13 protein-coding genes are annotated in these 21,295 nt (G+C 71.9%); 2 read left to right on the top strand and 11 right to left on the bottom strand.

Translation table 11 applies throughout. The features are described from left to right. Positions 1-7 precede the first annotated feature (7 nt). On the bottom strand, positions 8-1,654 hold the full coding sequence (gene cydC, locus IE246_RS25710; protein WP_189995184.1) for a thiol reductant ABC exporter subunit CydC: 1,647 nt from the start codon (positions 1,652-1,654) through the stop codon (positions 8-10). Further along, positions 1,647-3,416, bottom strand: coding sequence for a thiol reductant ABC exporter subunit CydD (gene cydD / locus IE246_RS25705; protein ID WP_189995176.1), 1,770 nt, complete (start codon positions 3,414-3,416; stop codon positions 1,647-1,649). The genes cydC and cydD overlap by 8 nt, the downstream gene beginning before the upstream one ends. An 83-nt stretch (positions 3,417-3,499) precedes the next feature. On the opposite strand from cydD, the gene IE246_RS25700 reads away from it, so the two are divergent. Further along, positions 3,500-4,423: an amidoligase family protein gene (locus IE246_RS25700; protein ID WP_189995167.1), complete on the top strand. Its 924-nt coding sequence runs from the start codon at positions 3,500-3,502 to the stop codon at positions 4,421-4,423. Positions 4,424-4,455: 32 nt separating this feature from the next. Next, a complete protein-coding gene (locus IE246_RS25695; RefSeq protein ID WP_189995165.1) occupies positions 4,456-5,145 on the top strand; it encodes a gamma-glutamyl-gamma-aminobutyrate hydrolase family protein in 690 nt (229 codons plus the stop codon). Here the strand turns inward: IE246_RS25695 and IE246_RS25690 are convergent. The 9 genes from IE246_RS25690 to IE246_RS25650 form a co-directional block, all read right to left on the bottom strand. Continuing rightward, positions 5,106-6,713, bottom strand: a complete 1,608-nt coding sequence (locus tag IE246_RS25690) for a glycosyltransferase family 39 protein (protein WP_189995163.1) — start codon at positions 6,711-6,713, stop codon at positions 5,106-5,108. The two genes, IE246_RS25695 and IE246_RS25690, sit on opposite strands and share 40 nt — an antisense overlap. Positions 6,714-6,774: 61 nt before the next feature. After that, positions 6,775-8,400, bottom strand: a complete 1,626-nt coding sequence (locus IE246_RS25685) for an acyl-CoA synthetase (protein ID WP_189995161.1) — start codon at positions 8,398-8,400, stop codon at positions 6,775-6,777. A 55-nt stretch (positions 8,401-8,455) separates the two neighbouring features. After that, a complete protein-coding gene (locus IE246_RS25680; protein WP_189995159.1) occupies positions 8,456-9,106 on the bottom strand; it encodes a TIGR02466 family protein in 651 nt (216 codons plus the stop codon). A gap of 84 nt (positions 9,107-9,190) precedes the next feature. Further along, a complete protein-coding gene (locus IE246_RS25675) occupies positions 9,191-13,903 on the bottom strand; it encodes a hypothetical protein (RefSeq protein ID WP_189995157.1) in 4,713 nt (1,570 codons plus the stop codon). A gap of 508 nt (positions 13,904-14,411) precedes the next feature. After that, positions 14,412-17,084 carry a methionine synthase gene (metH, locus tag IE246_RS25670; RefSeq protein ID WP_189995155.1) on the bottom strand — a complete coding sequence of 891 codons (2,673 nt, stop codon included), beginning with the start codon at positions 17,082-17,084 and terminating at the stop codon, positions 14,412-14,414. A gap of 6 nt (positions 17,085-17,090) precedes the next feature. Then, complete coding sequence (locus IE246_RS28310; RefSeq protein ID WP_189995154.1) at positions 17,091-18,170, bottom strand: homocysteine S-methyltransferase family protein; 1,080 nt, start codon at positions 18,168-18,170, stop codon at positions 17,091-17,093. Beyond that, positions 18,167-19,117 carry a homocysteine S-methyltransferase family protein gene (locus IE246_RS25660; RefSeq protein WP_189995148.1) on the bottom strand — a complete coding sequence of 317 codons (951 nt, stop codon included), beginning with the start codon at positions 19,115-19,117 and terminating at the stop codon, positions 18,167-18,169. Before IE246_RS25660 ends, IE246_RS28310 begins: the two co-directional genes overlap by 4 nt. Further along, a complete protein-coding gene (gene metF / locus IE246_RS25655) occupies positions 19,114-19,980 on the bottom strand; it encodes a methylenetetrahydrofolate reductase [NAD(P)H] (RefSeq protein ID WP_189995140.1) in 867 nt (288 codons plus the stop codon). The genes IE246_RS25660 and metF overlap by 4 nt, the downstream gene beginning before the upstream one ends. Before the next feature lie 10 nt (positions 19,981-19,990). Further along, complete coding sequence (locus IE246_RS25650) at positions 19,991-20,944, bottom strand: ArsR/SmtB family transcription factor (protein WP_189995131.1); 954 nt, start codon at positions 20,942-20,944, stop codon at positions 19,991-19,993. Positions 20,945-21,295 lie beyond the last annotated feature (351 nt).

Raw genomic sequence — 21,295 nt, 5'->3', positions numbered from 1 at the left:
GCCGGTACTAGTCCGTCGCTTCGACGATCCGCCCGGCCTCCAGGCGCGCCACCCGGTCCATGGCCGCCAGCGGCGCCGGCCGGTGGCTGATCGTGACCACCGTGCGTCCCTGCATCGCCGGCGCCAGGGCCGCCAGCACGGCGCGCTCGGTCTCGGCGTCCAGCCCTTCGGTCGGCTCGTCCAGCAGCAGGATCGGCGCGTCCTTCAGCAGCACCCGGGCCAGCGCGATGCGCCGGGCCTCGCCGCCCGACACCGCCACGCCGGCCTCGCCGAGCCAGGTGTCCAGGCCGTCCGGCAGGGCCGCCAGGAACGTCCCGAGCCCGGCCCGGTCGAGGGCCGCGCGCAGGGTCGCCTCGTCGGCCTCGGGGGCCGCGATCGCCAGGTTCTCGCGCAGGCTGCCGGCCAGGATCGAGGTCGCCTGCGACAGCACGCCGATCCGGGCGTGCAGGTCGGCGACCGCGAGGTCCCTCAGGTCGACGCCGCCGAGGGTCACCCGCCCGGCGTCCGGGTCGTGGAACCGCAGCAGCAGCGCCAGCAGGGTGGACTTGCCGGCGCCGCTCGGCCCCGCGATGCCGAGCCGGCCGCCGTCCGGCACCGCCAGGTCGACGCCGTCGAGTGCCGGCCGCTCGGCTCCCGGATAGCGGAACGACACGGCCTCCAGGGCCAGCGCGTTCGAGGCCGGCGGCGGGCCTTTGCGGACCGGATCGCACACCGCCGGCGCGGCCTCGGCGACCTCGCGGATCCGGCGGGCCGCCGCCTTGGTCCGGCCCAGCAGCTGCCAGGCCAGCGGCAGCGGCGCCACCGCCTCGAACGCCGCCAGGGTGACCAGCACCGCGACCGCGACCAGCGGCGTGCCGCCGGCGCCGGACGCCAGCGCCGCCCAGCCCAGAACCACCGCGACCAGCGCCAGCTGCGAGACCAGCTGGGTGGCCGCGGTGCCGGCCGCCGAGATCGCCGCCTGGCGATGCAGCGCGGCCTCGTGCCCGGCCTCGGCCTCGGCAATGACGGCGGCCTGACGGTCGAGCGCCTGGTTGGCGGCGAGGTCGGCCATGCCCTGCACGAGATCCACGGCAGCCACCCGCAGCCTTGCGGCGGCCGCCACCTGCACGCCGCCAACCCCGCGGCCGGCGCGTTCCGTCAGCGCCGGCACCCCGAGCCCGGCGAGCGCCAGCAGGGCGACCACCGGCACCGCGATCGCCGGCGACAGGCTGCCCAGCACCGCCGCCAGGCCGACGACCGTCAGCAGCGCCACCGCGGTCGGCGTCACCAGCCGCAGGTACAGCCCGTCGAGCGCGTCGATGTCCGACACCAGCCGGGCCATCAGGTCGCCGCCGCGCCAGCCACCGAGCCGGGCCGGCGCCAGCGGGATCGCCCGCTCGAAGAACCACAGCCGCAGATCGGCGAGGACCCGGAAGGTCGCCTCGTGGGTGGTCAGCCGCTCGAGATAGCGCGCCGCGGTCCGGCCGAGCGCCAGCGCCCGCAGCCACGCGATCGCCCCGACCGCGATCCCGGCCCCGGCGCCGGCCACCAGCCCGCCGGCCAGCCCAAGCAGGGCGATCCCGGTCGCGGTCGCGGTGAGCGCGAAGCCGGCGCCGAGCGCCATCCAGCCGGCACGCCCGCGCGCCAGCGCCAGCAGGACCAGCAAGTCACGCAAGGACGGTGTCCTCCGCGGCCTCGACCACCCGGCCGCCGTCGATCCGGACGATGCGATCGGCCCGCCGGATCACCTCGTCGGAATGGGTAGCGATCAGCACGGTGCGGCCCGGCCGGATGCGGTCGATGGCGTCCAGCACCGCGGCCTCGCTGTCGCGGTCGAGGTTGGCGGTCGGCTCGTCCAGCAGCACCAGCGGAGCGTCGCGCAGCAGCGCCCGGGCCAGCGCCACCCGCCGCGCCTCGCCGCCGGACAGGCCGCGACCGCCCTCGCCGACGACGGTGGCGAGGCCGTGCGGCAGGCGGTCGGCGAAATCGGTGACCCGGCAGGCCTCGGCGGCGGCGCGCACCGCGTCGTCGGACGCATCGGGCCGGCCGAGCCGCAGATTGTCCGCCAGGGTCCCGGCGACGATGCGCGGCGCCTGCCCGGCCCAGGCGATCGAGGCCCGCAGCACCGGCCCGTCGACCGGCCGGCCGGCGCCCCGGACGGTGCCGGCGGTCGGCCGCTCGCTGCCCAGCAGGACCGCCAGGATCGAGGACTTGCCGGCGCCGCTCTCGCCGACCAGCGCCACGGTCTCGCCGGGCGCGACCCGGAGGTCGACACCGTCGAGCGCCGGCCGCCGCCCGCCGGGGTACTCGAGACTCACGCCGTCGAACTCGATCGCCGGGGCGCCGTCGAGCCGGAACTCCTCGCCGTCGGCCGGCAACCGGGCGGCGGCGTCGAGGATCTCCAGCATGCCCTCGGCGGCGGCGATCGCGGCGGACCGGTCGTGATAGTGCTGGCCGAGCCGGCGCAGCGGCTGGAACGCCTCCGGCACCAGCACCAGCAGGAACAGCGCCCACTCCAGGCTCAGCCCGCCGCCGATCACCGCCGACGCCACCCGGCCGGCGACCAGCGCCAGCGAGCCGACCGCCAGCAGCTCCAGCACGGTCGACGACAGGAACGCCATGCGCAGCACCGCCATGGTCGACGCCCGGTAGCCGTCGGCGACCTCGCGGATCCGCTCCAGCTCTCGGTCGGCGGCGCCGAACAGCTTGAGCGTGGTCAGCCCCTGCAGGCGGTCCAGGAACACCCCGCTCATCCGCTGCAGCACCGCCATCTGTCGGCGCGCGGCGACCGCCGTGCGCATGCCGACCAGGGCCATCGCCAGCGGCACCAGGGCACCGGCCGCCAGCAGGATCCAGCCGGCACCGGCGTCGACCAGGAAGGCCGGCACCAGCAGAGCCACCGGGATCGCCCCGGCCAGCGCCTGCACCGGCAGGTAGCGGGCGACGTAGCCGTCCATGGCCTCGACCTGCTCCATGACCGTCGCCGTGACGGCGCCGCTGCGCCGCGCCTTCAGCCACGACGGACCGAGCCGGCCGAGCGCCGCCACCAGGTCGGCGCGGACCGCCCGCTTGACGCGCGATGCCGCCGATACCGCCAGCATCTCGGAGACCGCCCCCAGGCCGGCGCGGACCGCGAAGACCAGCACCGCCAGCCCGCCGGTCGGCAGCAGTTCGGCGAACGTGGCCCCGCCGATCGCCCCGGCGATCAGGGCGGCCAGCAGGTACGCCTGCGCCACCGCCAGCAGCCCGGTTGCGAACCCGGCGACCACCGCCGCCCCCAGCGGCAGCCGGGCCGACCGGGTCCGCCCCGCCAGCCAGCGCTGGCGCCGGCGCTGCTCGGCACGCTGCACCGAAAGGGAGGATGCGTCGTCGGGCTCGGCGACGCCGGAGGTGACGGTCTCGACCATGGCGAGGCTGCGGTACCCTGCGGCCGCCACCCTGTCAAACCGGCTCTGTGCCGCACGGCCGGGCCCGACCGCCGGTTGATGCACCGCCGTTCCGCCCCACATGGAGGACGGTGATGCCCGAGCAGGAAACCTGGATCGGCGAGGGGAACCGGCGGCCGGTCGGCGTCGAGGTGGAGTTCGGCCGCCTCGATGCAGTACAGGCCGCGGCGGCGGTGCGCCGTCGGTTCGGCGGCACGCTCCGCGCCAGCAGCGCCCATCGCCTCTATGTCGAAGACACCGAACTCGGCACCTTCAAGGTCGAGCTGGACTGGGACTGGGTGCACGACGCGTACGACGACGGCGGCATCGTCGACAAGGCCAAGGAGCTCCTGGGCGAGCTCGGGCGCGAGGTCGTTCCGACCGAGGTGGTCACCCCGCCGGTTCCGGCCGGCCGGCTGCCGGAGATCGACGGACTGATCGGCGAACTGGCGCGGCTGGGCGCCGAAGGCACCCGGTCGGGCCTGCTGTACGGCTTCGGCCTGCACCTCAACCCGGCCCTCGGCCCCGGCGATCTCGCCGCCGACCCGATCCGGCGCGTGCTGCAGGCCTACCTGCTGGAGGCGCCGGCACTGCGCGCGGCGATCGACGTCGACCCGATGCGCGTCCTGCTGCCGTTCGTCGAGCCGTTCCCCCGCCCTTATCTGGACCTCGTCCTGGATCCCGACTATCAGCCGAGCCTGGTCGGCCTGATCGACGACTACCTGCGTTTCAATGCCACCCGCAACCGCGAGCTCGACCTGCTGCCGCTGTTCGCCGAGATCGACCGCGAGCGCGTCGCGACCGCGGTGCCGGACCCGAAGATCTCGGCCCGTCCGACCTTTCACTGGCGGCTGCCGAACGCCGACATCGAGGACCCGGCCTGGACGGTGACCGGGCAATGGGCCCGCTGGCTCTCGGTCGAGACGGTCGCGCTCGATCGCGACGGACTGGCCGAGCGTCTGGCCGCACGCCGCCGCCGGACATTGCAGAGAGAGGGACTGTGGGCCTCCCTGTTCTGATCCCGCTGCGCCGGCCTCGTCCACGGATCGGCGTGACCACCGGGCGCTGGAAGGGCCGGGCGATGCGGCTCGCCAACTCGCTCGGGGTCTGGCTGGCCGGCGGCATCCCGGTGCGCATCGGCCCCGGGCTCAGGACCCGGTTCGACGACCTCGACGGTCTGATCGTCGGCGGCGGCGTAGACATCGAGTCGCGGCTGTACGGCGTCGACACCACCGACGAGTGGCCCTACGACCCGGACCGCGACGCGCTCGAGCTGCGCGGGCTCGACTGGGTCGAGCGGCACGACCGGCCGGTCCTGGGCATCTGCCGCGGCGCCCAGCTGCTCAACGTGCATCGCGGCGGAACGCTGATCCACGACCTCGCCCGCAGCCACTCGCACTACCGCAATCCGCGCTCGATGTTCCCCTGCAAGACCGCGCATCCGGAGCCGGGGTCGCGGCTGGCCGAGCTGGTCGGTACAGACCCACTGCGGATCAACGCCCTGCACCACCAGGCGGTCGACCGGCTGGGCGAGGGCATGGCGGTCGCCGCGATCGACGACGGCGGGATCGTCCAGGCGATCGAGTTCACCGGTCACCGCTTCCGGGTCGGCGTGCAGTGGCACCCGGAGCTGATGCTGTGGTACCGCCGCCAGCGCCGGCTGTTCCGGGCGCTGCTGGCGGCGGTCGAGGGCGAGCTGCCTCAGCGGCAGTCGCCGGCGCCGGCCTCGATGAACGCGTAGCCGAGGGTCGGTGCCGGGTTGCCGGAGCGCACCAGCGGGCCCTCCAGGCGCCCGAACACCGCGCCGTCCGGCACCGGTCCGCCGATCTGCGGCACCGCCGACGAGCGGATCTGGTCGGCGATCTGCGGATAGCGGCTGTCGTTCCAGATCACCAGGCAGGAACCGGGCAGGACCAGCGGCGGCGGCACGAAGTACGGCCGCTTGTCGGACACCACCCGGCTGTCCGGCAGGAAGCGCCGCAGGTTGGCGCCGGCGTCGGTGTAGGGCGAGTCGTAGCTGACGATGGTGCCGCGCTCGAACCCGGCCTCGCGCAGCCGCTCGGCATAGAGCCGCCACGGCATGGTCATCCGGCATTTCGAGCAGTCGATCGCCTCGACCACCGCCTGGCCGGCGAGCGCCACCAGCGCGACCGCCGCCAGCGCCGCCAGCACGCCGCAATAGGCGACGCTGCGCCAGCGGGCGCCGATCGCATGCGCGAGCGGCTGTTCCGGCAGCAGCGCGAACAGCAGCAGCGGCAGCGGCATGGCGACGAACATGTAGTGCTCGCGCAGCTTGACCATGCCGGCGGCCACCACGGTGAGGGTGAACAGCACCCACAAGGCCGCCAGCCACAGCCCGAGCCAGCGCCGCACCCGCCGGCGCGCCCCGGACGGCGCCGGGCGCCTCAGTTGCACGAGATCGACCAGGAACAGCACCACGAACAGCGGCAGCACCGGCAGCACGAAGTTGAGGGCGCTGTCCGGCACCAGCAGGGCGCGGTCGAGGGTGCCGCCGACCGGCCCCTCGGCGAGCGCGCTGATCACCAGCCGGTCGTCGGCGACCGCCAGCCAGCGGTCGAGATGCAGCAGCGCGTAGACGTAGGGCGGCGACGCCAGCCCGAAGCCGGCACCGATCGCCAGCAGCCCGCGCCGCGACCACAGGGTCTCGCGCAGCAGCGGCGACACCCCGGCCGCCGCCACCAGCGCCAGCAGCACCGGCGGAAAGCTGAACTTGCCGAGGCTGCCGACCGCCACCGCCACCGCCAGCCCGGCATAGCCGCCGAGGCTGGGCGCCCGGGCGAGGCGCAGCATCAGCCACACGCAGGCCGCCAGCGCCGCGATCAGCACCAGCGAGTCCATGTAGTTGCGCAGCGCTTCCCAGCCGTAGAACCAGAACCCGAAGGCCGACAGCGCGACCGCCAGGGCGGTACGCCTGTCCTCGAACACCTCGCGGGCGGCGGCGTGCATCAGCACCAGGAACACCGCCATCAGGCCGTAGCGGATCAGCAGCGCCACCGCGATCGACGGACCGATGACGGTCTCGACGATCGCCGCCAGCCAACCGGCCATCGGCGGGTTGCCGAAGTCGTAGATCCAGGCGAAGCCCTGGCCGTACAGCATGAGCTGGGCCTCGTCGCCTGAGGTCCCGGTCAGCAGCAGGGTGCGGATCAGGAACGCGACCGCGTAGTAGCCGACCGCCGCCGCGGCGAACCCCCGCGGTTCGGCCAGCCGGTCGAGCAGCGCGTCGAGCCCGCCCGCAAAGCGGCGCAGGCGGGACGGTCTGGACGAGGGCTCGGAGGCGGCGGTCATGGCGGCGGACGATGGCTGTGGCGTGCCGCCCGGTCAAGCGGGCCGGTCCCGGCTCGCCCTGCTATGACGACGCCGCGACGGTCAGGCAGCCGCGCGCCTCCAGCTCCAGGCGGATGTCCTTCTTCACGATCTTGCCGTAGGCCGATTTCGGCATGGCGTCCCAGAAGAACACCTGGCGCGGCATCTTGTAGCGGGCGACCTTGCCCTCCAGCCAGCCAAGTAGCGCCTCCGGCGTCAGCTCGGCGCCCGGCCGCAGCACGCAGACCGCGACCCCGACCTCGCCCCAGGCCCGGTCCGGCACGCCCAGCACCGCGACCTCGGCGACCGCCGGGTGGGTCAGGATCTTCTCTTCGGTCTCGCGCGGGTACACGTTCGAGCCGCCGGAGATGTACATGTCCGAGGCCCGGCCGGTGATGTACAGGAAGCCCTCGGCGTCCATGTGGCCGAGGTCGCCGGTGACGAACCAGCCGTCGCGGAACGCCTTGGCGTTGGCCTCGCGGTTGTCGTAGTAGCCGGCGAACACCGCCGGGCCGCACACGCAGATGTCGCCGGTCTCGCCGGCCGGCAGCTCGCGGCCGTCGGGCCCCTGGATCGAGACCTGCATGCCGGTCCGCTCGAACCCGCAGGTGCCGATGCGAGCGGCCGGGCCGTCCTCGAGCTCGTGCAGGACGGGCGGCAGCACGGTGATGTTGCCGGTCACCTCGCCCAGCCCGAAATACTGCACCAGCACCTTGCCGAGGGTGGCGAGCGCGTGCTTCTGGTCCTCCCGGTACATCGGCGCGCCGGCATAGATCACGTAGCGCAGCGAGGAGTGGTCGAAGGCCTCGACCGCCGGGTTCTCGGTCAGCAGCTTCACGATCGTCGGGACCGTGAACATGTTGGTGATCCGCCACTTCTCGACCAGCCGCCAGGCCTCGGCGACGTCGAAACGGTCGCCCGGCAGCAGCACGGTCTTCACCGCCCGCGCGGTCTGCGCGAGCTGGTGGATGCCGGCGCCGTGCGACAGCGGCGCCACCACCAGCGAGGCGTCGTCCTCGGTGGTGCCGGGCATCAGGTCACAGAGGTGGTTGGTGACCACGAACGCCATCTGGCCGTGGGTCAGCACCGCCGCCTTCGGCCGGCCGGTGGTGCCGGAGGTGAAGAAGAACCAGCACGGGTCGTCGTGCTCGACGGCGGCGGTCTCGACGGTGCGGCCGAGGTGCTCCTCGACCAGCGCGTCGTAGTCCTCGCCGAAATCCGAAGCCCCGATCGACAGCGCGACGTCGAGCGCCGGCACGGCCGCGGTCACCGCCGCGGCGTGCTCCGGGAACTCGGCCTGGCAGATCATCGCCCGGGCACCGCTGGCCTCGGCCAGGTAGGCGACGTCGCCCGGGGTCTGGCGGAAGTTGGTCGGGACCCACACCGCGCCCAGCCGGAAGCAGGCGAACATCGATTCGAACATCTGGTTGCAGTTCTTCGACTGCACCAGCACCCGGTCGCCCTTGGTCACGCCGCGGGCCGCCAGCGCCGCCGCCATCGCGTCGACCCGGCGGTCGAGCTCGGCCCAGGTCCACTGCCGGTCGCCCCACACGAAGCCGATCCGCCCGCCGTGCCGGCGCGCCGCCTGGCGCAGGAAATGCGACAGGTTCATCACCCGGCGGCTGACCGGGGCAAGGCCGCCGGCCGGGGCAGTCGTGCGGTCGGTCATGGCATGGCGCTCCAGGAGGGATCGATGGTCGGCAACACGGCCCGCCGCCCTGCCCTCAGCCGGCGCGCGGCCGCTCGCGGTCGGCGCCGGAGATCTGGGCGGAGACGTTGAAGCTGACGACGATGCGCTCGCCGTTGGACCGGTTCGGCTCGGTCCGGTGGCTGAGCCAGGACGGGAACAGCACCACGCGGCCGGGGATCGGGTCGACCGCGTAGCGTTTCATGGCGAACGGGGTCTGCCGTGCATAGTACGGGAAGTCGCTCATGCGGTGCGCGTCGAGCGGCGATTCGAACACGATCCGCCCGCAGTTCGCCGGCGCCTCGACATAGTAGGCGCCGCTGATGAGCGAGTTCGGGTGGCGGTGCTGCACAACGTGGCTGCCGGGCTGCTGGATGTTCGACCAGCAGTCGGCCATCAGCAGGTTCATGCGCTCCAGGTCGGCGCCGAGCTCGCGGGCGAAAGCGGCCAGGCGCAGCCCGAGGGCGTCGACCAGCGGCTTGAACTCGGGGCGCCGGTGGAGGTTGTGGCCGGTCCCGTAGGTGCTGACGCCGTCGCCGGAGATCAGGCCATGGGCCTGGGTCTCGGCCGGCGGTAGGCCGCGGATCGCCCGCGCCAGTGCCGCGTTGTCGACCTCCGGGATCGAGGCGACCAGGATCCCCGTCGGAAACAGCGAGAGCAGTTCGGCGGTCGCGGTCGTGTCGGTCATCGGTCCGGCCCTGCCAGGTGGCGTCCCGGCTGTATAACGCCGCCCCGCGCGGCCCCGCAACGCGCACGTCGCCGGCAGGCGCCTCTAGCCTCCGGTCCGCCCCGCCGGTTCGGCGATCACATGCACGAGTTCTCCCGTGCCACCTTCGGCCTTCGGTTCGAGCCGGAGCAGGTAGCGGCCGTCCCTGTTCACCTTGAACCTGTACGGCCTGGCGTCAGACCCGGCCTCGATCACGTCCGCCGCCGCATCGTCCAGCGGCACGATCTGCGTCTTCAGGGCCGTGCCGGCGACCGTCGGCAGGACGTGGAGGCTGTAGTCGACATCCCGCTTCAGGTCGATCGGCAGGAACGACGTCGGGCCGGCAAGCGATACCAGCCAGCCCTCTTCCGGCGGCTCCGCGAGCGACAGCGGCGGCAGCTCGCGCGCCCCGGCTTCGTCCGCAGCCGACTGCAGCCCGGCCGGGCGTTCGACCTCCGAGATGCGGAGCTTGGCGACGCTGTGCAGCCGTGGCCGCTGTATCCGCAGGCCGTACTCGGCCCCTCGCGTCGATTGGAAAAAGTGCGGCCGCCCCAGGAACGCCCCGGTCTCGTGCAGGCGCGGCACGAGCTGCCTGGACGGCCCGTCGTCACCCTCGCGGATCTCGATCACGCTGTTGGCTTCCAGGCGGTACAGCACGCCCGATGCGAACGGGTAGCTGAGCCATCCGAAGTCGGCCCCCTCCTCGAGCTGGACCGGAACGATCTTGCCGTACTCCGCCAGTCTCGCGGCCCGTGCTCTCTCCCTCGGAGCGGGCTGAAGCGCCGCGAGGTTCTCGATCCCGGCATCCTTCACGACCAGATCGAAGCGCCCGGCACGGCCGGCGATCTGCAGAAGCACCGTTCGCTGATCGGTCGCGATCCAGTCGATCGTTGCGCCCGGTCCGCCATCGCGCCCCAGGTTCCCGGCGAGGACGGTATCGTCCTCGGCCAGGAGCTTCAGGTCGGTTTCGGCACCGGCGCTCAGATGACTGGTTTCGATAACGTAGTGCCCGCCGGCCTCGACGTCGAACTTGACATGGGCCAGCCCCTCGAAACGCCCGCGATAGCGCTTCCCCGTCTCGACCGGCTTCGCCTCCTCCTTGGTTTCGCCAATCTCGAGTGGTGCCGGCTTGTCACGGACCTGGGCGAGGATCCTCTTGGGTGGCACCGCGGTACCGCCCGCTGACGCTCGCACACGGACGAAGTGCGCTTCTCGCTCGAACAGCTCGACCGGTCGACCGGCGCTGAGAGTCTCGCGCCTGACGACCCGATGGTGGTCGCGGTCCACGACCGCAATCTCCGCTTTGCCGACATCGTCGTCCGGCAGGCGCAGCCAGTAGTCGTGCGTCTCGATCGCCGGCAGCGCATACCAGAGCCCCGCCTGGACCGACTGCGCGGGGACATCCTGGGCGAAGCCGTCGTTCGCGATCTCGTGGACGTCGCCAAGCCCGTCGAACCACGGCACCCGTTCCACGAGACGCTGGAGGAGTCGCTGTGCCCGGCGACCGTCTCCGTCGCCCTGCTCCGCCGCCCTCGCAAGGGCCGCCGCGAGCCCGGAATCCTCGATTGCGGCGACGATCCGGTCGCGCTCCTCCGTCGCGCGGTCCGGCGTGTCGAGCGAGACATCCAGCACGAGTTGCGTGAAGTCGAGCGCCTTGCCTGCCTCGGCCGGCGGCCCATCGATCGCCTCCTTTGCGCCGCGCATCACGGCGAGCCACGGGCGTCGGTCGGTGGCGAGCGCCTGCTGCAGTCCCTCCAGAAACAGGCGCTTTTCGGCGGCCGGCGCCCGGACGAGGTCGAGGTCCGCCACCAGCCCTGCATAGACCAGAGGCCGACCGCGGTCGTTCAGGCGCCGGAGCGCCGCCGCCAATCCCCGGACCGCGAGGTTCTGCCCGCGGGGCTTGGTCTCGGGGTCGGAAGCGCCCGTCCTGAGAACCGCGCGCACGTGGTCGCGAAGCACGCCGGCCGGGCAATGCTCGACCGAGTGCGCCAGCACGTCCGCCAAGGGCTCGTTGCCGGACCACAGTGGCTGCTCGAGCACGGCACGAACCAGCGGGTCGTACGCCGAGTGCTCGACGTCGGGCCCCAACGTCGTTCGAGCCCGCTGGCTGAACACCGTCAGCAGGCGCGCATTGTTGTCGGTCGAGCCGTCGGTCTCGACGAGCGAGAGGTCGGACAGAAGCTGAGTCCACGTCTCGCTCTGGGTCGGCGGCGGCAGCAGCCATGCAATCACGGCGTTCTTCAAGGTGGCGTCGACGATCGGCCGCGCACTCTCCGGGCGAGCGACCAGAGAACGCTCGATCTGCACGAGATGTTCGAGCAGCATGACCAGCGTCGCCTTCAATTCGTCGGATTCCGCCGGCTCCGGAACACCGATCGCCGCCTCCAGGCGCCGGTAGGCGTCCGGCGGAAGCAGTCCCCGAGCGCGCGACAGGAGGCGTCGCGCTTCGCCGGCATCGCCCGAACGCATCGCGGCGGTCAGGTCGGGCGCCAGGATGAGCGAGAACACGCTGTTGCCACCGAGATCCGACAACACCCGCTCGATCTGCTCCCGATCGATCTGCTCCCGATCGACTGCCGCGGACCGGGATCTCTCCATCATGCGCAAGGACGCCGACAACTCGCCGTAGGCACGGTCGGATACATCGTCGAAGCGCCTCACCGTCTCCAGCCTGTCGCGGAGATCGGCGGCGAGATCCGGCTCGTCCCTGAACTCCCGGAGCGCTGCGCGCTGCAGGAAGCGATATGCCTGCTCCTTCAACTCACCGGTCGCCCTGAAACGCTCGAGCAGACTTCGGAAGCTCGCCCGGCCGGTCCCGCCCATGGTGAGAATTCCGGCCAACTGCCCGGCGATCTCGTCACCACCCTCGATCACGAGGCGCAGCGCCGAGTATCCGACATGGGAGATATCCCCGGCTTCGTGGACGCGTTCCACGGCCCGCATCACGTGGTCGACGTCGTCGAGGAGCAGCCGACCGTTGGGCTTCACGCGCGACCGGAGATAGCGAGCCGCTTGCGGCGACATGTCTCCGGTTCCCTCGAGCAGAGCGAGGTGCTGCTCCAGCACCCGGGCGTCGGGCGCGGTCGCCGCGGCGAAGCTCCGGCGCGTCAGGTCGGTGTTGGGCCCGAGGATCTCGCCGCGCGCCATCGGCCACAAGGTCCGCAGGGCCGCGAGGCGCGTCTCCTTCGAGACCTCCCGGTCCCCCAGCCCGGCCAGCCCGATCCAGCCGAGTTCCGACACGGTATCGTCGGCGACCGCCGCCAGCTCGACGAAGGCGGTCACCACGCCGTCGCCCTTGATCTCGCCCAGCACCGACACCAGGGCGTCGGCGATGGGGGCTGCGAGTTCCCCGGTCGCGAGTCTTCGCGTCACCTGGGCGGCATGGGCGTCTGAGAACTTCGAAACGAACGCCTGCACCGCGCGGATCAGCTCGTCCGGCGGCTCCGTGACCGACCGGAGGTCGGCCAGCACGGCATCCAGGATCTCGGCATCCGTCGCGTCCCCGGCGTGCGGGTACTCGGTCAGCGCGATCGAGTAGAGCTCGCTCTCGGGGTTCGACTCCTCGGACAGTATCCGGCGAACGGTCTCGCGGAGCTGATCCTTGTCTTCGAAGAAGACCAGGATCTGGAAGGCACGCGCGCGCTGCGCCGGGTCGTCGTCGAACACCTGCGGACGGACCGCCGACAGGATGACCTTCTGGATGCCCCGGTCGGACCGCAGCTTCTCGGTGGCGGCGTCGATCAGCGCCTGTCGGTTCGCATCCTTGTTGACGGCTTCCTCGACGATCTTGTCGATCCGCTTCGGGTCCAGCTTCCGGTCGACGATGTCTGCGACCAGTTCCTGTGCCCGTTCGCTGACTTTCTTGTCGTCGAGGGCCTCGTCGATGGCCGTCTCCGTGCGGGCCTTGACCTTCTCTTCCACCTTCGAGAGCGTCAGAAGCGTCGTCGCGACACGCTCGTTCACCAGGCCGGAGAGGTTGCCGACGATCTTGTCCTGGAGCTTCTCCTTCTCGGCGCTCAGATCGGTGGCGATCTTGAGCTCGATGTAGCCCCAGCCGGCGGCTCCGAGGGCGAGAACCCCGCCGACGCCCACGATCGACGCATACCGCAGCAGGGCCGCCGAGATGTTCTTGCCGACCTGCTCGTGGACATAGCGTTGATACTCGTGCCCCCAGAGCGTGTGGGAGTACTCGATCGGCACGCCCGTGGCCTCGGGCCGCCCGGTGGCGCCGGCATGAATCAGCCAGTCGGAAAGTATCGCCGCGCCATCGACGGTCAGATCCGGCAGGCCGTCGAACCCGACCAGCAGCGCGAGACGCGGCCCGACCGGCCCCTTCGCCGGATACGCGAATGCGACCGCCCGGTCGGGTGCCTGCAGGTCGTGAACCAGGATCTCGGCCCCCTTGCGGGGCTTCGCCCATCCGACCGCCCGGTGCGCCGCGACGGGCTGAATCGGCGCGGGCCCGCCGCGGAGCCCCACCAATGGGCGACCGGGATCGCCCTCCTCGGGAGACTGGTAGTCCACACCCCGCGTCGGTCCGGCGAGGCCCGCCCCGGCCAGCGCCGCGGGCTCGAGTATCACCAGGGGGGCCGGCGTATCCCGAACGATCTTCGGCAACGTCGGTGTGCCCAGAATGATCGGGCCCCGGGGACTCACGCTTCGGTCCGTGAGCTCCGTGTCGGCGACAAGGTCGACGCTCATCCCGACACGCGCCTCCAGTCCTTCGATTGCGGACCGTATGCCTGCCGCCCGTCCGGAGGGATAGATCACGCACACCATTTGAGCCCCCTCTCCTCTGTCGATTCTCCCGTATCCCGAATCCCGTTCCTCAGTATTCCTTGCGATCCGGCGACCGCCGCGAGAACGACGCGCCGCTCGCGCAGACCCGCGAGAGACGAAGACCGTCTCCCCGGACCGGCCGAGGCCAGCCGCTCTTCCGGTTGCGCTCACGGCAATCGAGCACACCGAGCGTGATCGGAGCGTGATTCGGCATGCTTCGCGGACAAGGGAGCCGCCGGCGTTCACCATGCGGATCACCGGCACCCTCGGCGGATGCCGCGGGCCGGACAGGCGCACCGACCCGAACGACGGCGAGAGGCGGCGGCGAGAAGCGGCGGCGGTACCGGAACAGTCACTCGTTGGCGAGCATGCCCGGCAGCAGCGCTGCCGGTGGCAGACGGCCTTCGCTCGTCATGGCGTGCTTTCGCCCGACGCTCGGCCGCGTTCCGCCGGCCGTCTGCGGGACGATCCTAGCGCGACGACGCTCCGGCAGGCCGGCCCGGGACGACTACGCCGCGTCCTTGCGCGCGCGCTCCTCGTCGGGGTCGTAGGCCAGCGACGGGGCCAGCCACTTCTCGACCCACTCGACGCTCTCGCCCTTGCGGCGGGCGTAGTCCTCGACCTGGTCGCGCTCGATCCGGCCGAGCCCGAAATAGCGGGCGTCGGGGTGCGAGAAGTAGAAGCCGGAGACCGACGAGGCCGGCCACATCGCGCAGGACTCGGTGAGTTGCACCCCGGCCCTGGCCTCGGCGTCGAGCAGCCGGAACAGGGTGCGCTTCTCGGTGTGGTCCGGGCAGGCCGGATAGCCGGGCGCCGGGCGGATGCCGCGGTAGTTCTCGGCGATCAGCTCGTCGTTCGACAGGTCCTCGTCGGCGGCGTAGCCCCAGAACTCGCGGCGCACCCGCTCGTGCATGCGCTCGGCGAACGCTTCCGCCAGCCGGTCGGCCAGCGCCTTCAGCAGGATCGAGGAGTACATGTCGTGGGCCTCCTCGAATTCCCGGGCCCTGGCCTCGAGCTCGGGGCCGGCGGTCACCACGAAGCCGCCCAGCCAGTCGGCAACGCCGCTGCCGGCCGGGGCGATCCAGTCGGCGAGCGCCAGGTTGGCCTTGCCGCCCTCGCGCGGCATCTGCTGGCGCAGGGTGTGGACGACCTCGAGGGTCTCCTTGCGATCCTCGCCGGCGAACAGCCGGATGTCGTCGGTCTCGGCCTGGGCCGGCCAGAACCCGATCACCGCGCGCGGCTTCGCCCAACCCTCCTCGACCAGCCGCTTCAGCATGGCCTGGGCATCGTTCCACAGCGGCCGGGCGGCCTCACCGTATTTCGGGTCGTCGAGGATGTCGGGGAACCGGCCCTTCAGCTCCCAGGTCGCGAAGAACGGCTGCCAGTCGATGCGCTCGATCAGCTCCTCGACCGGATAGTCCTCGAACACCGTCACGCCCGGCGTCGCCGGCTTCGGCGGCGTATAGCCGCCCCAGCCGATGTCGGCCTTGTTGGCGCGCGCCGATCCGATGGTGATGCGCTCGCGGTCGGTGCGACCGCGCCGGCGACCCTCGGCCATCTTGCGGTACTCGGCGCGGATCTCCTCGGCGTAGCGGGCCCGGGCATTGCCGGACAGCAGGTTCTGCACAACGCCGACGGCACGCGAGGCGTCGGTGACGTGCACCACCGGGCCGGCAGCGTAGGCTGGGTCGATCTTGACGGCGGTGTGCATCTTCGAGGTGGTGGCCCCGCCGATCAGCAGCGGCAGGTCCATGCCCTGGCGCTGCATCTCCGAGGCCACGTAGACCATCTCGTCCAGGCTCGGCGTGATCAGGCCCGAGAGCCCGATGATGTCGGCCTTCTCCTCGACCGCGGTCTCCAGGATCCGGGCACACGGCACCATCACCCCGAGGTCGACCACGTCGTAGTTGTTGCACTGCAGGACCACGCCGACGATGTTCTTGCCGATGTCGTGGACGTCGCCCTTGACCGTCGCCATGACGATCTTGCCCTTGGCCTCCTGCGGGCCGTCGCCCTTCTCGGCCTCGATGAACGGCAGCAGGTAGGCGACGGCCTTCTTCATCACCCGCGCCGACTTCACGACCTGCGGCAGGAACATCTTGCCGGCTCCGAACAGGTCGCCGACCACGCTCATGCCGTCCATCAGCGGACCTTCGATCACCGACAGCGGGCGGTCGGCCTTCTGGCGCGCCTCCTCGGTGTCGGTCTCGACATGATCGGCGATGCCGTGCACCAGGGCGTGCTCCAGGCGCTTCTCGACCGGCAGCTCGCGCCAGGAGTCGTCCGCCACCTTGGTCTTGGCGCCGTCGCCCTTGAAGCTCTCGGCGGTCTCCAGCAGCCGGTCGGTGGCGTCGGGACGGCGGTTCAGCAGCACGTCCTCGATGCGCTCGCGCAGCTCCTCGGGGATGTCCTGATACACCGGCAGGGCGCCGGCGTTGACGATCGCCATGTCCAGACCGGCCTCGATGGCGTGGTACAGGAAGCAGGCGTGCATCGCCTCGCGCACCGCGTTGTTGCCGCGGAACGAGAACGACACGTTGGAGACGCCGCCCGAGACGTGGACGTGCGGGCAGCGCTCCTTGATCAGCCGGGTGCCCTCGAAGAACGCCCGGGCGTAGTCGTTGTGCTCCTCGATGCCGGTGGCGACCGCGAAGATGTTGGGGTCGAAGATGATGTCCTCGGGCGGGAACCCGACCTTGTCCACCAGCAGGCGGTAGGCGCGCTCGCAGATGTCGGCCTTGCGCTCGGCGGTCTCGGCCTGGCCGTCCTCGTCGAACGCCATGACCACCACGGCGGCGCCGTAGCGCAGCACCTTGCGGGCCTGCTCGAGGAACGGCCCCTCGCCCTCCTTCAGGCTGATCGAGTTGACGATGCCCTTGCCCTGCAGGCATTTCAGCCCGGCCTCGATCACGCTCCACTTCGAGCTGTCGACCATGATCGGCACCCGGGCGATGTCGGGCTCGGCCGCGATCAGGTTGAGGAAGGTGGTCATGGCCGCCTCGGAATCGAGCAGCCCCTCGTCCATGTTCACGTCGAGGATCGACGCGCCGTTCTCGACCTGCTGCCGCGCCACCTCCAGCGCGGTCTCGTAGTCGCCGGCGGCGATCAGCTTGCGGAAGCGGGCGGAGCCGGTGACGTTGGTCCGCTCGCCGATGTTCACGAAAATGCGTGGTGGCTGCATGAGGCCTCAGGCTGCCTGATTGTGGAAGGTCTGCATCTCGAACGGCTCGAGGCCGGACAGACGCAGGCGGCGCGGCACCGTCGGCACGGTGCGCGGGGGGGCGGCCTTCACGGCCTCGGCGATCGCCCGGATGTGATCCGGGGTGGTGCCGCAGCAGCCGCCCACCAGATTGATGAGCCCGTCCGAGGCCCAGCCGCCGAGATGGCCGGCGGTCTGGTCCGGGGTCTCGTCGTAGCCGCCGAACTCGTTCGGCAGGCCGGCATTCGGATAGGCCGACACCTTGACGTCGGCGACCCGCGCCAGCTCGGCGACGTGGGCCCGCAGGTCCTTGGCGCCGAGCGCGCAGTTGAACCCGACGGCGAACGGCCTAGCATGCCGTACGGCGTTCCAGAACGCCTCCGGGGTCTGGCCCGACAGGGTCCGGCCCGAGCGGTCGGTGATGGTGCCGCTGACGATGATCGGCAGCTCCACCCCGGCCTCGTCGAACGCCTCGCGCACCGCCACCAGGGCGGCCTTGGCGTTCAGGGTGTCGAAGATGGTCTCGACCATGACGATGTCGGCGCCGCCCTCGATCAGGCCGAGGGTCGCCTCGAGATACGCCTCGCGCAGCTCGTCGAAGGTGACGTTGCGCGCACCCGGGTCGTTGACGTCCGGCGAGATCGAGGCGGTCCGGCTGGTCGGGCCGAGCCCGCCGCCGACGAACGCCGGCCGGCCGGTCTCCTCGGCGAACCGGTCGGCGGCCCGCCGGGCGATCTCCGCACCGGCCCTGTTGATCTCGCGCGCCAGCGCCTGCAGGCCGTAGTCGGCCTGACTGATCGAGGTCGCGTTGAAGGTGTTGGTCTGGATGATGTCGGCGCCGGCCTCCAGGTACTCCCGGTGGATCGCCTCGATGGCGTCCGGCCTGGTCAGGTTCAGCAGGTCGTTGTCGCCCTTCAGCTCGCGGTCGTGGTCCTTGAACCGCTCGCCGCGGAAGTCGGCCTCGTCCAGCTTCAGGCTCTGGATCATGGTGCCCATGGCACCGTCCAGCACGAGCACGCGCCGCTCGGCCAGCCGGTGCAGGGCTTCCAGGCGCTCAGGTCGGGTCATCTTGTCCCCCTTGGCCGGCGGACCGGCACGGTGACGGTGTCGTTGGCGGCGAACAGGTCGGCGGTATCGGCCTCGCCGCCGCGAAAGGAACGCAGGCGCTCGCACAGCCGCCCGGTGTCGTCGGGCGACCGGCCACCGCCGATCAGCGCCAGGCGGGAGGCGAGCGCCGGATCGCCCAGCAGCGCCGCCAGATCCGGCGACGCCGGCGCCGCCTCGACCTGCAGCGGTCCCGGAAACGCCCGGGCCACCGCCCGCAGCGTGTCGATCCAGGAATCCGCCAGATCGGCGTTGGCGATGCCGACGGCGGCGATGCCGAGCCCGGCCGCCGCCGCCGCGGCTCCCGCCAGGTCGGCGGTCACCCGGTCGCGGTGCGGCGTGCCGAACAGCGGGTCGTAGCGCAGGGTCAGCAGCACCGGCAGCGAACGGCCGGCATCGGCCATGCCCCGGCGGACCCCGGCCAGCGCCGCGGTCAGTCGGGCGCCGTCCTGGTTGCTCTCCACCACGATGGCGTCGGCGCCACCCCCGGCGAGGCCCGAGGCCATGGTGCGGGACGCCTCTTCGACCTGGTCGAGCGACAGGAAGCCGAGCTGGCGGACCCGGGCCTCGACCCGCGCGACGCCGAGCACCCAGCGCGCGACGCCGGTCTCGGCGGCGACCGCCCGGGCGGTCTCGGCGGCGTGCTCGGCCGCCATGTACGAGACGATGAACGCCTCGTCGTGCATCCGCCAGCGGTCCAGGCGCTGCGGCGAGGCGCCGGCGGTGTTGGTCCGGACGACGCGGGCCCCGGCCTCCAGGTAGCGGCGGTGCGCCGCCCGCACGGCCCGCGGCTGCTCGAGGTTCAGCACCTCGAGGCACGGGGCGGCGAAGCCGGCCAGCGCTTCCGCCAGCCCGCCGGACACCGGCAGCGGCACGCGCCGCGCCTCGACCATGAGGCCGGGACCGCTCATGCCGCGGCGTCCAGCTCGGGCCGGACGCCCAGGCGCCGGCAGATCGCCGCCGCCAGCTGCGGCCGGTTCAGGGTGTAGAAATGGAAGTCCTCCACCCCCTCCGCCATTAGCGCCAGACACAGCTCCGACGCGGTCGTGGCCGCCACCAGCTGGCGGGTCTCCGGGTCGTCGTCCAGGCCCTCGAACAGCTCGGCCATCCAGGCCGGCACGGTGGCGCCGCAGGCCGCCGAGAACTCGACCACCTTCCGGAAGTTGGTGACCGGCAGGATCCCGGGCACCAGCGGTGCGTTTATGCCGGCGGCGGCGCAGCGGTCGCGGAACCGAAGGAACGTCTCGGCCTCGAAGAAGAACTGGGTGATCGCCCGGGTCGCGCCGGCGTCCAGCTTGCGCTTCAGGTTGTCGAGGTCGGCCGCCGGCGACGGCGAGTCGGGATGCGATTCCGGATAGGCGCCGACCGAGATCTCGAAATCGCCGACCTTGCGCAGCCCGGCGGTCAGCTCGGCCGCGTTGGCGTAGCCACCCGGATGCGGCCGGTACTTGCCGGTGCCGGCTGGGGCGTCGCCGCGCAACGCCACCACGTGGCGGATGCCGGCGTCCCACCAGCCGCGCGAGACGGCGTCGACCTCGTCGCGGGCGGCTCCGACGCAGGTCAGGTGCGCCGCCGGCTCCAGCCCGCTCTCGCGCTTGATGCGGGTGACGATCCGGCTGGTGCGCTCGCGCGTGCTGCCGCCGGCCCCGTAGGTCACCGACACGAAGCGCGGTCCGTACGGCGCCAGTCGCTCCAGGGTTTCCCAGAGCTTGGCCTCGCCCGCCTCGTCCTTGGGCGGGAAGAACTCGAAGCTGATCGTCGGGATTCGGCTCATCTTCCTCTCCTCAAGACGCGGCGGCGATCCGGGCGACCGGCGCCCGGCGGGCCCGCCACAGACAGACGGTCAGGGGCTCGCCCTCGACCGCCACGGTCGGTTCCAGGGTCAGGCCGGCATGGGCGGCGATGCGGCCGATCTCGACCTCCTCGAAGCCCAGCCAGCGATGCTCGTGCTCGTCGCGCAGCTCGACCAGCTCGTGCGGCGCGAAATCCACCACGATCAGGCGGCCGCCCGGCTTCAGCACGCGGGCCGCCTCGGACAGCACCGCGCCCGGCGATTCGGCGTAGTGCAGGACCATGTTGATGGTCACCGCGTCGAACCGCTCGGCCGGGAACGGCAGCCGATACATGTCGGCCAGCCGCACCTGGCAGTGCCGGTAGCCGGCCTTGTCCAGGTTGGCGCGGGCGATCTCCAGCATCGGTCGCGCGTTGTCGATGCCGACGGCGCTGCGGACGTGCTCGGCGGCCATCTCCAGGACCCGGCCGGTACCGGTGCCGATGTCCAGCAGATCGCCGCCGGGCTCCTCCCGCAGGGTCGCCAGCAGGCGCGCGTCCACGACGTCGTCGTCGACGTACATGCCGCGCAGCTCCTCCCAGTGCACCGCGTTCTCCTGGAAGTACCGGGATGCGCGCTCGGCCCGGTCCTCGCGGATCCGGTCCAGCCGCGCCAGGTCGTCCAGCACCTCCGGATCGTCGCCCGGCACCAGGTCGACCAGGGCCTGCACCATGTCGGCGAGGCCACCGCGCTCGGCCGGACGATAGAACGCCCGCGCACCCTCGCGGTTGCGCTCCAGCACCCCGGCCTCGACCATCAGCTTGAGATGGCGCGACACCCGCGGCTGGCTCTGGCCGAGAATCGTCACCAGCTCGGTCACCGACAGCTCGGCCCGGGCACAGAGCGCCAGTATGCGCAGCCGTGTCGGCTCCGCGACCGCCCGCAACCCCGACAGCAATGCCTCCATGATGCCTCCTCGCGCCATGTGGATATAAAGATATCTTTATGTCTTTATCGACGCAAGGAGACGTTCGCACATCGAGCGACCATTTCTGTTCCGACGGCGACTCGATCCGGTCGGCGGAACGGCCGGCCCGGCGGTCGCATCGTGGAATGTACGTAGGCGTTCCGGCGCGGCTTCCCGGACTTAGGGGACGCGGCCGCGACCCGGATCGGCTATGGTTGTACGACGCGCAGACAAGCAGCAGGCAACAGGAGGCGACGCCATGGGCATGCGCGTCCGCGAGGACTACCGCAGCATCACCGGCCCGGAGAAGGCCGCCATCCTGCTGATGTCGCTGGGCGAGGAGCAGGCCGC

The organism is Thalassobaculum fulvum, from assembly GCF_014652915.1.
GTDB lineage: Bacteria > Pseudomonadota > Alphaproteobacteria > Thalassobaculales > Thalassobaculaceae > Thalassobaculum_A > Thalassobaculum_A fulvum.
The sequence above is the reverse complement of the archived record's forward strand: the minus strand, read 5'-3'. Positions and strand labels throughout refer to the sequence as shown.

Coding starts and splice junctions, on each gene's coding strand:
- IE246_RS28310 (WP_189995154.1), bottom strand. CDS start 18,170: ATGACCCGACCTGAGCGCCTGGAAGCCCTGCACCGGCTGGCCGAGCGG.
- metF (WP_189995140.1), bottom strand. CDS start 19,980: ATGAGCCGAATCCCGACGATCAGCTTCGAGTTCTTCCCGCCCAAGGAC.
- IE246_RS25660 (WP_189995148.1), bottom strand. CDS start 19,117: ATGAGCGGTCCCGGCCTCATGGTCGAGGCGCGGCGCGTGCCGCTGCCG.
- IE246_RS25690 (WP_189995163.1), bottom strand. CDS start 6,713: ATGACCGCCGCCTCCGAGCCCTCGTCCAGACCGTCCCGCCTGCGCCGC.
- IE246_RS25650 (WP_189995131.1), bottom strand. CDS start 20,944: ATGGAGGCATTGCTGTCGGGGTTGCGGGCGGTCGCGGAGCCGACACGG.
- metH (WP_189995155.1), bottom strand. CDS start 17,084: ATGCAGCCACCACGCATTTTCGTGAACATCGGCGAGCGGACCAACGTC.
- IE246_RS25675 (WP_189995157.1), bottom strand. CDS start 13,903: ATGGTGTGCGTGATCTATCCCTCCGGACGGGCGGCAGGCATACGGTCC.
- IE246_RS25700 (WP_189995167.1), top strand. CDS start 3,500: ATGCCCGAGCAGGAAACCTGGATCGGCGAGGGGAACCGGCGGCCGGTC.
- IE246_RS25680 (WP_189995159.1), bottom strand. CDS start 9,106: ATGACCGACACGACCGCGACCGCCGAACTGCTCTCGCTGTTTCCGACG.
- IE246_RS25685 (WP_189995161.1), bottom strand. CDS start 8,400: ATGACCGACCGCACGACTGCCCCGGCCGGCGGCCTTGCCCCGGTCAGC.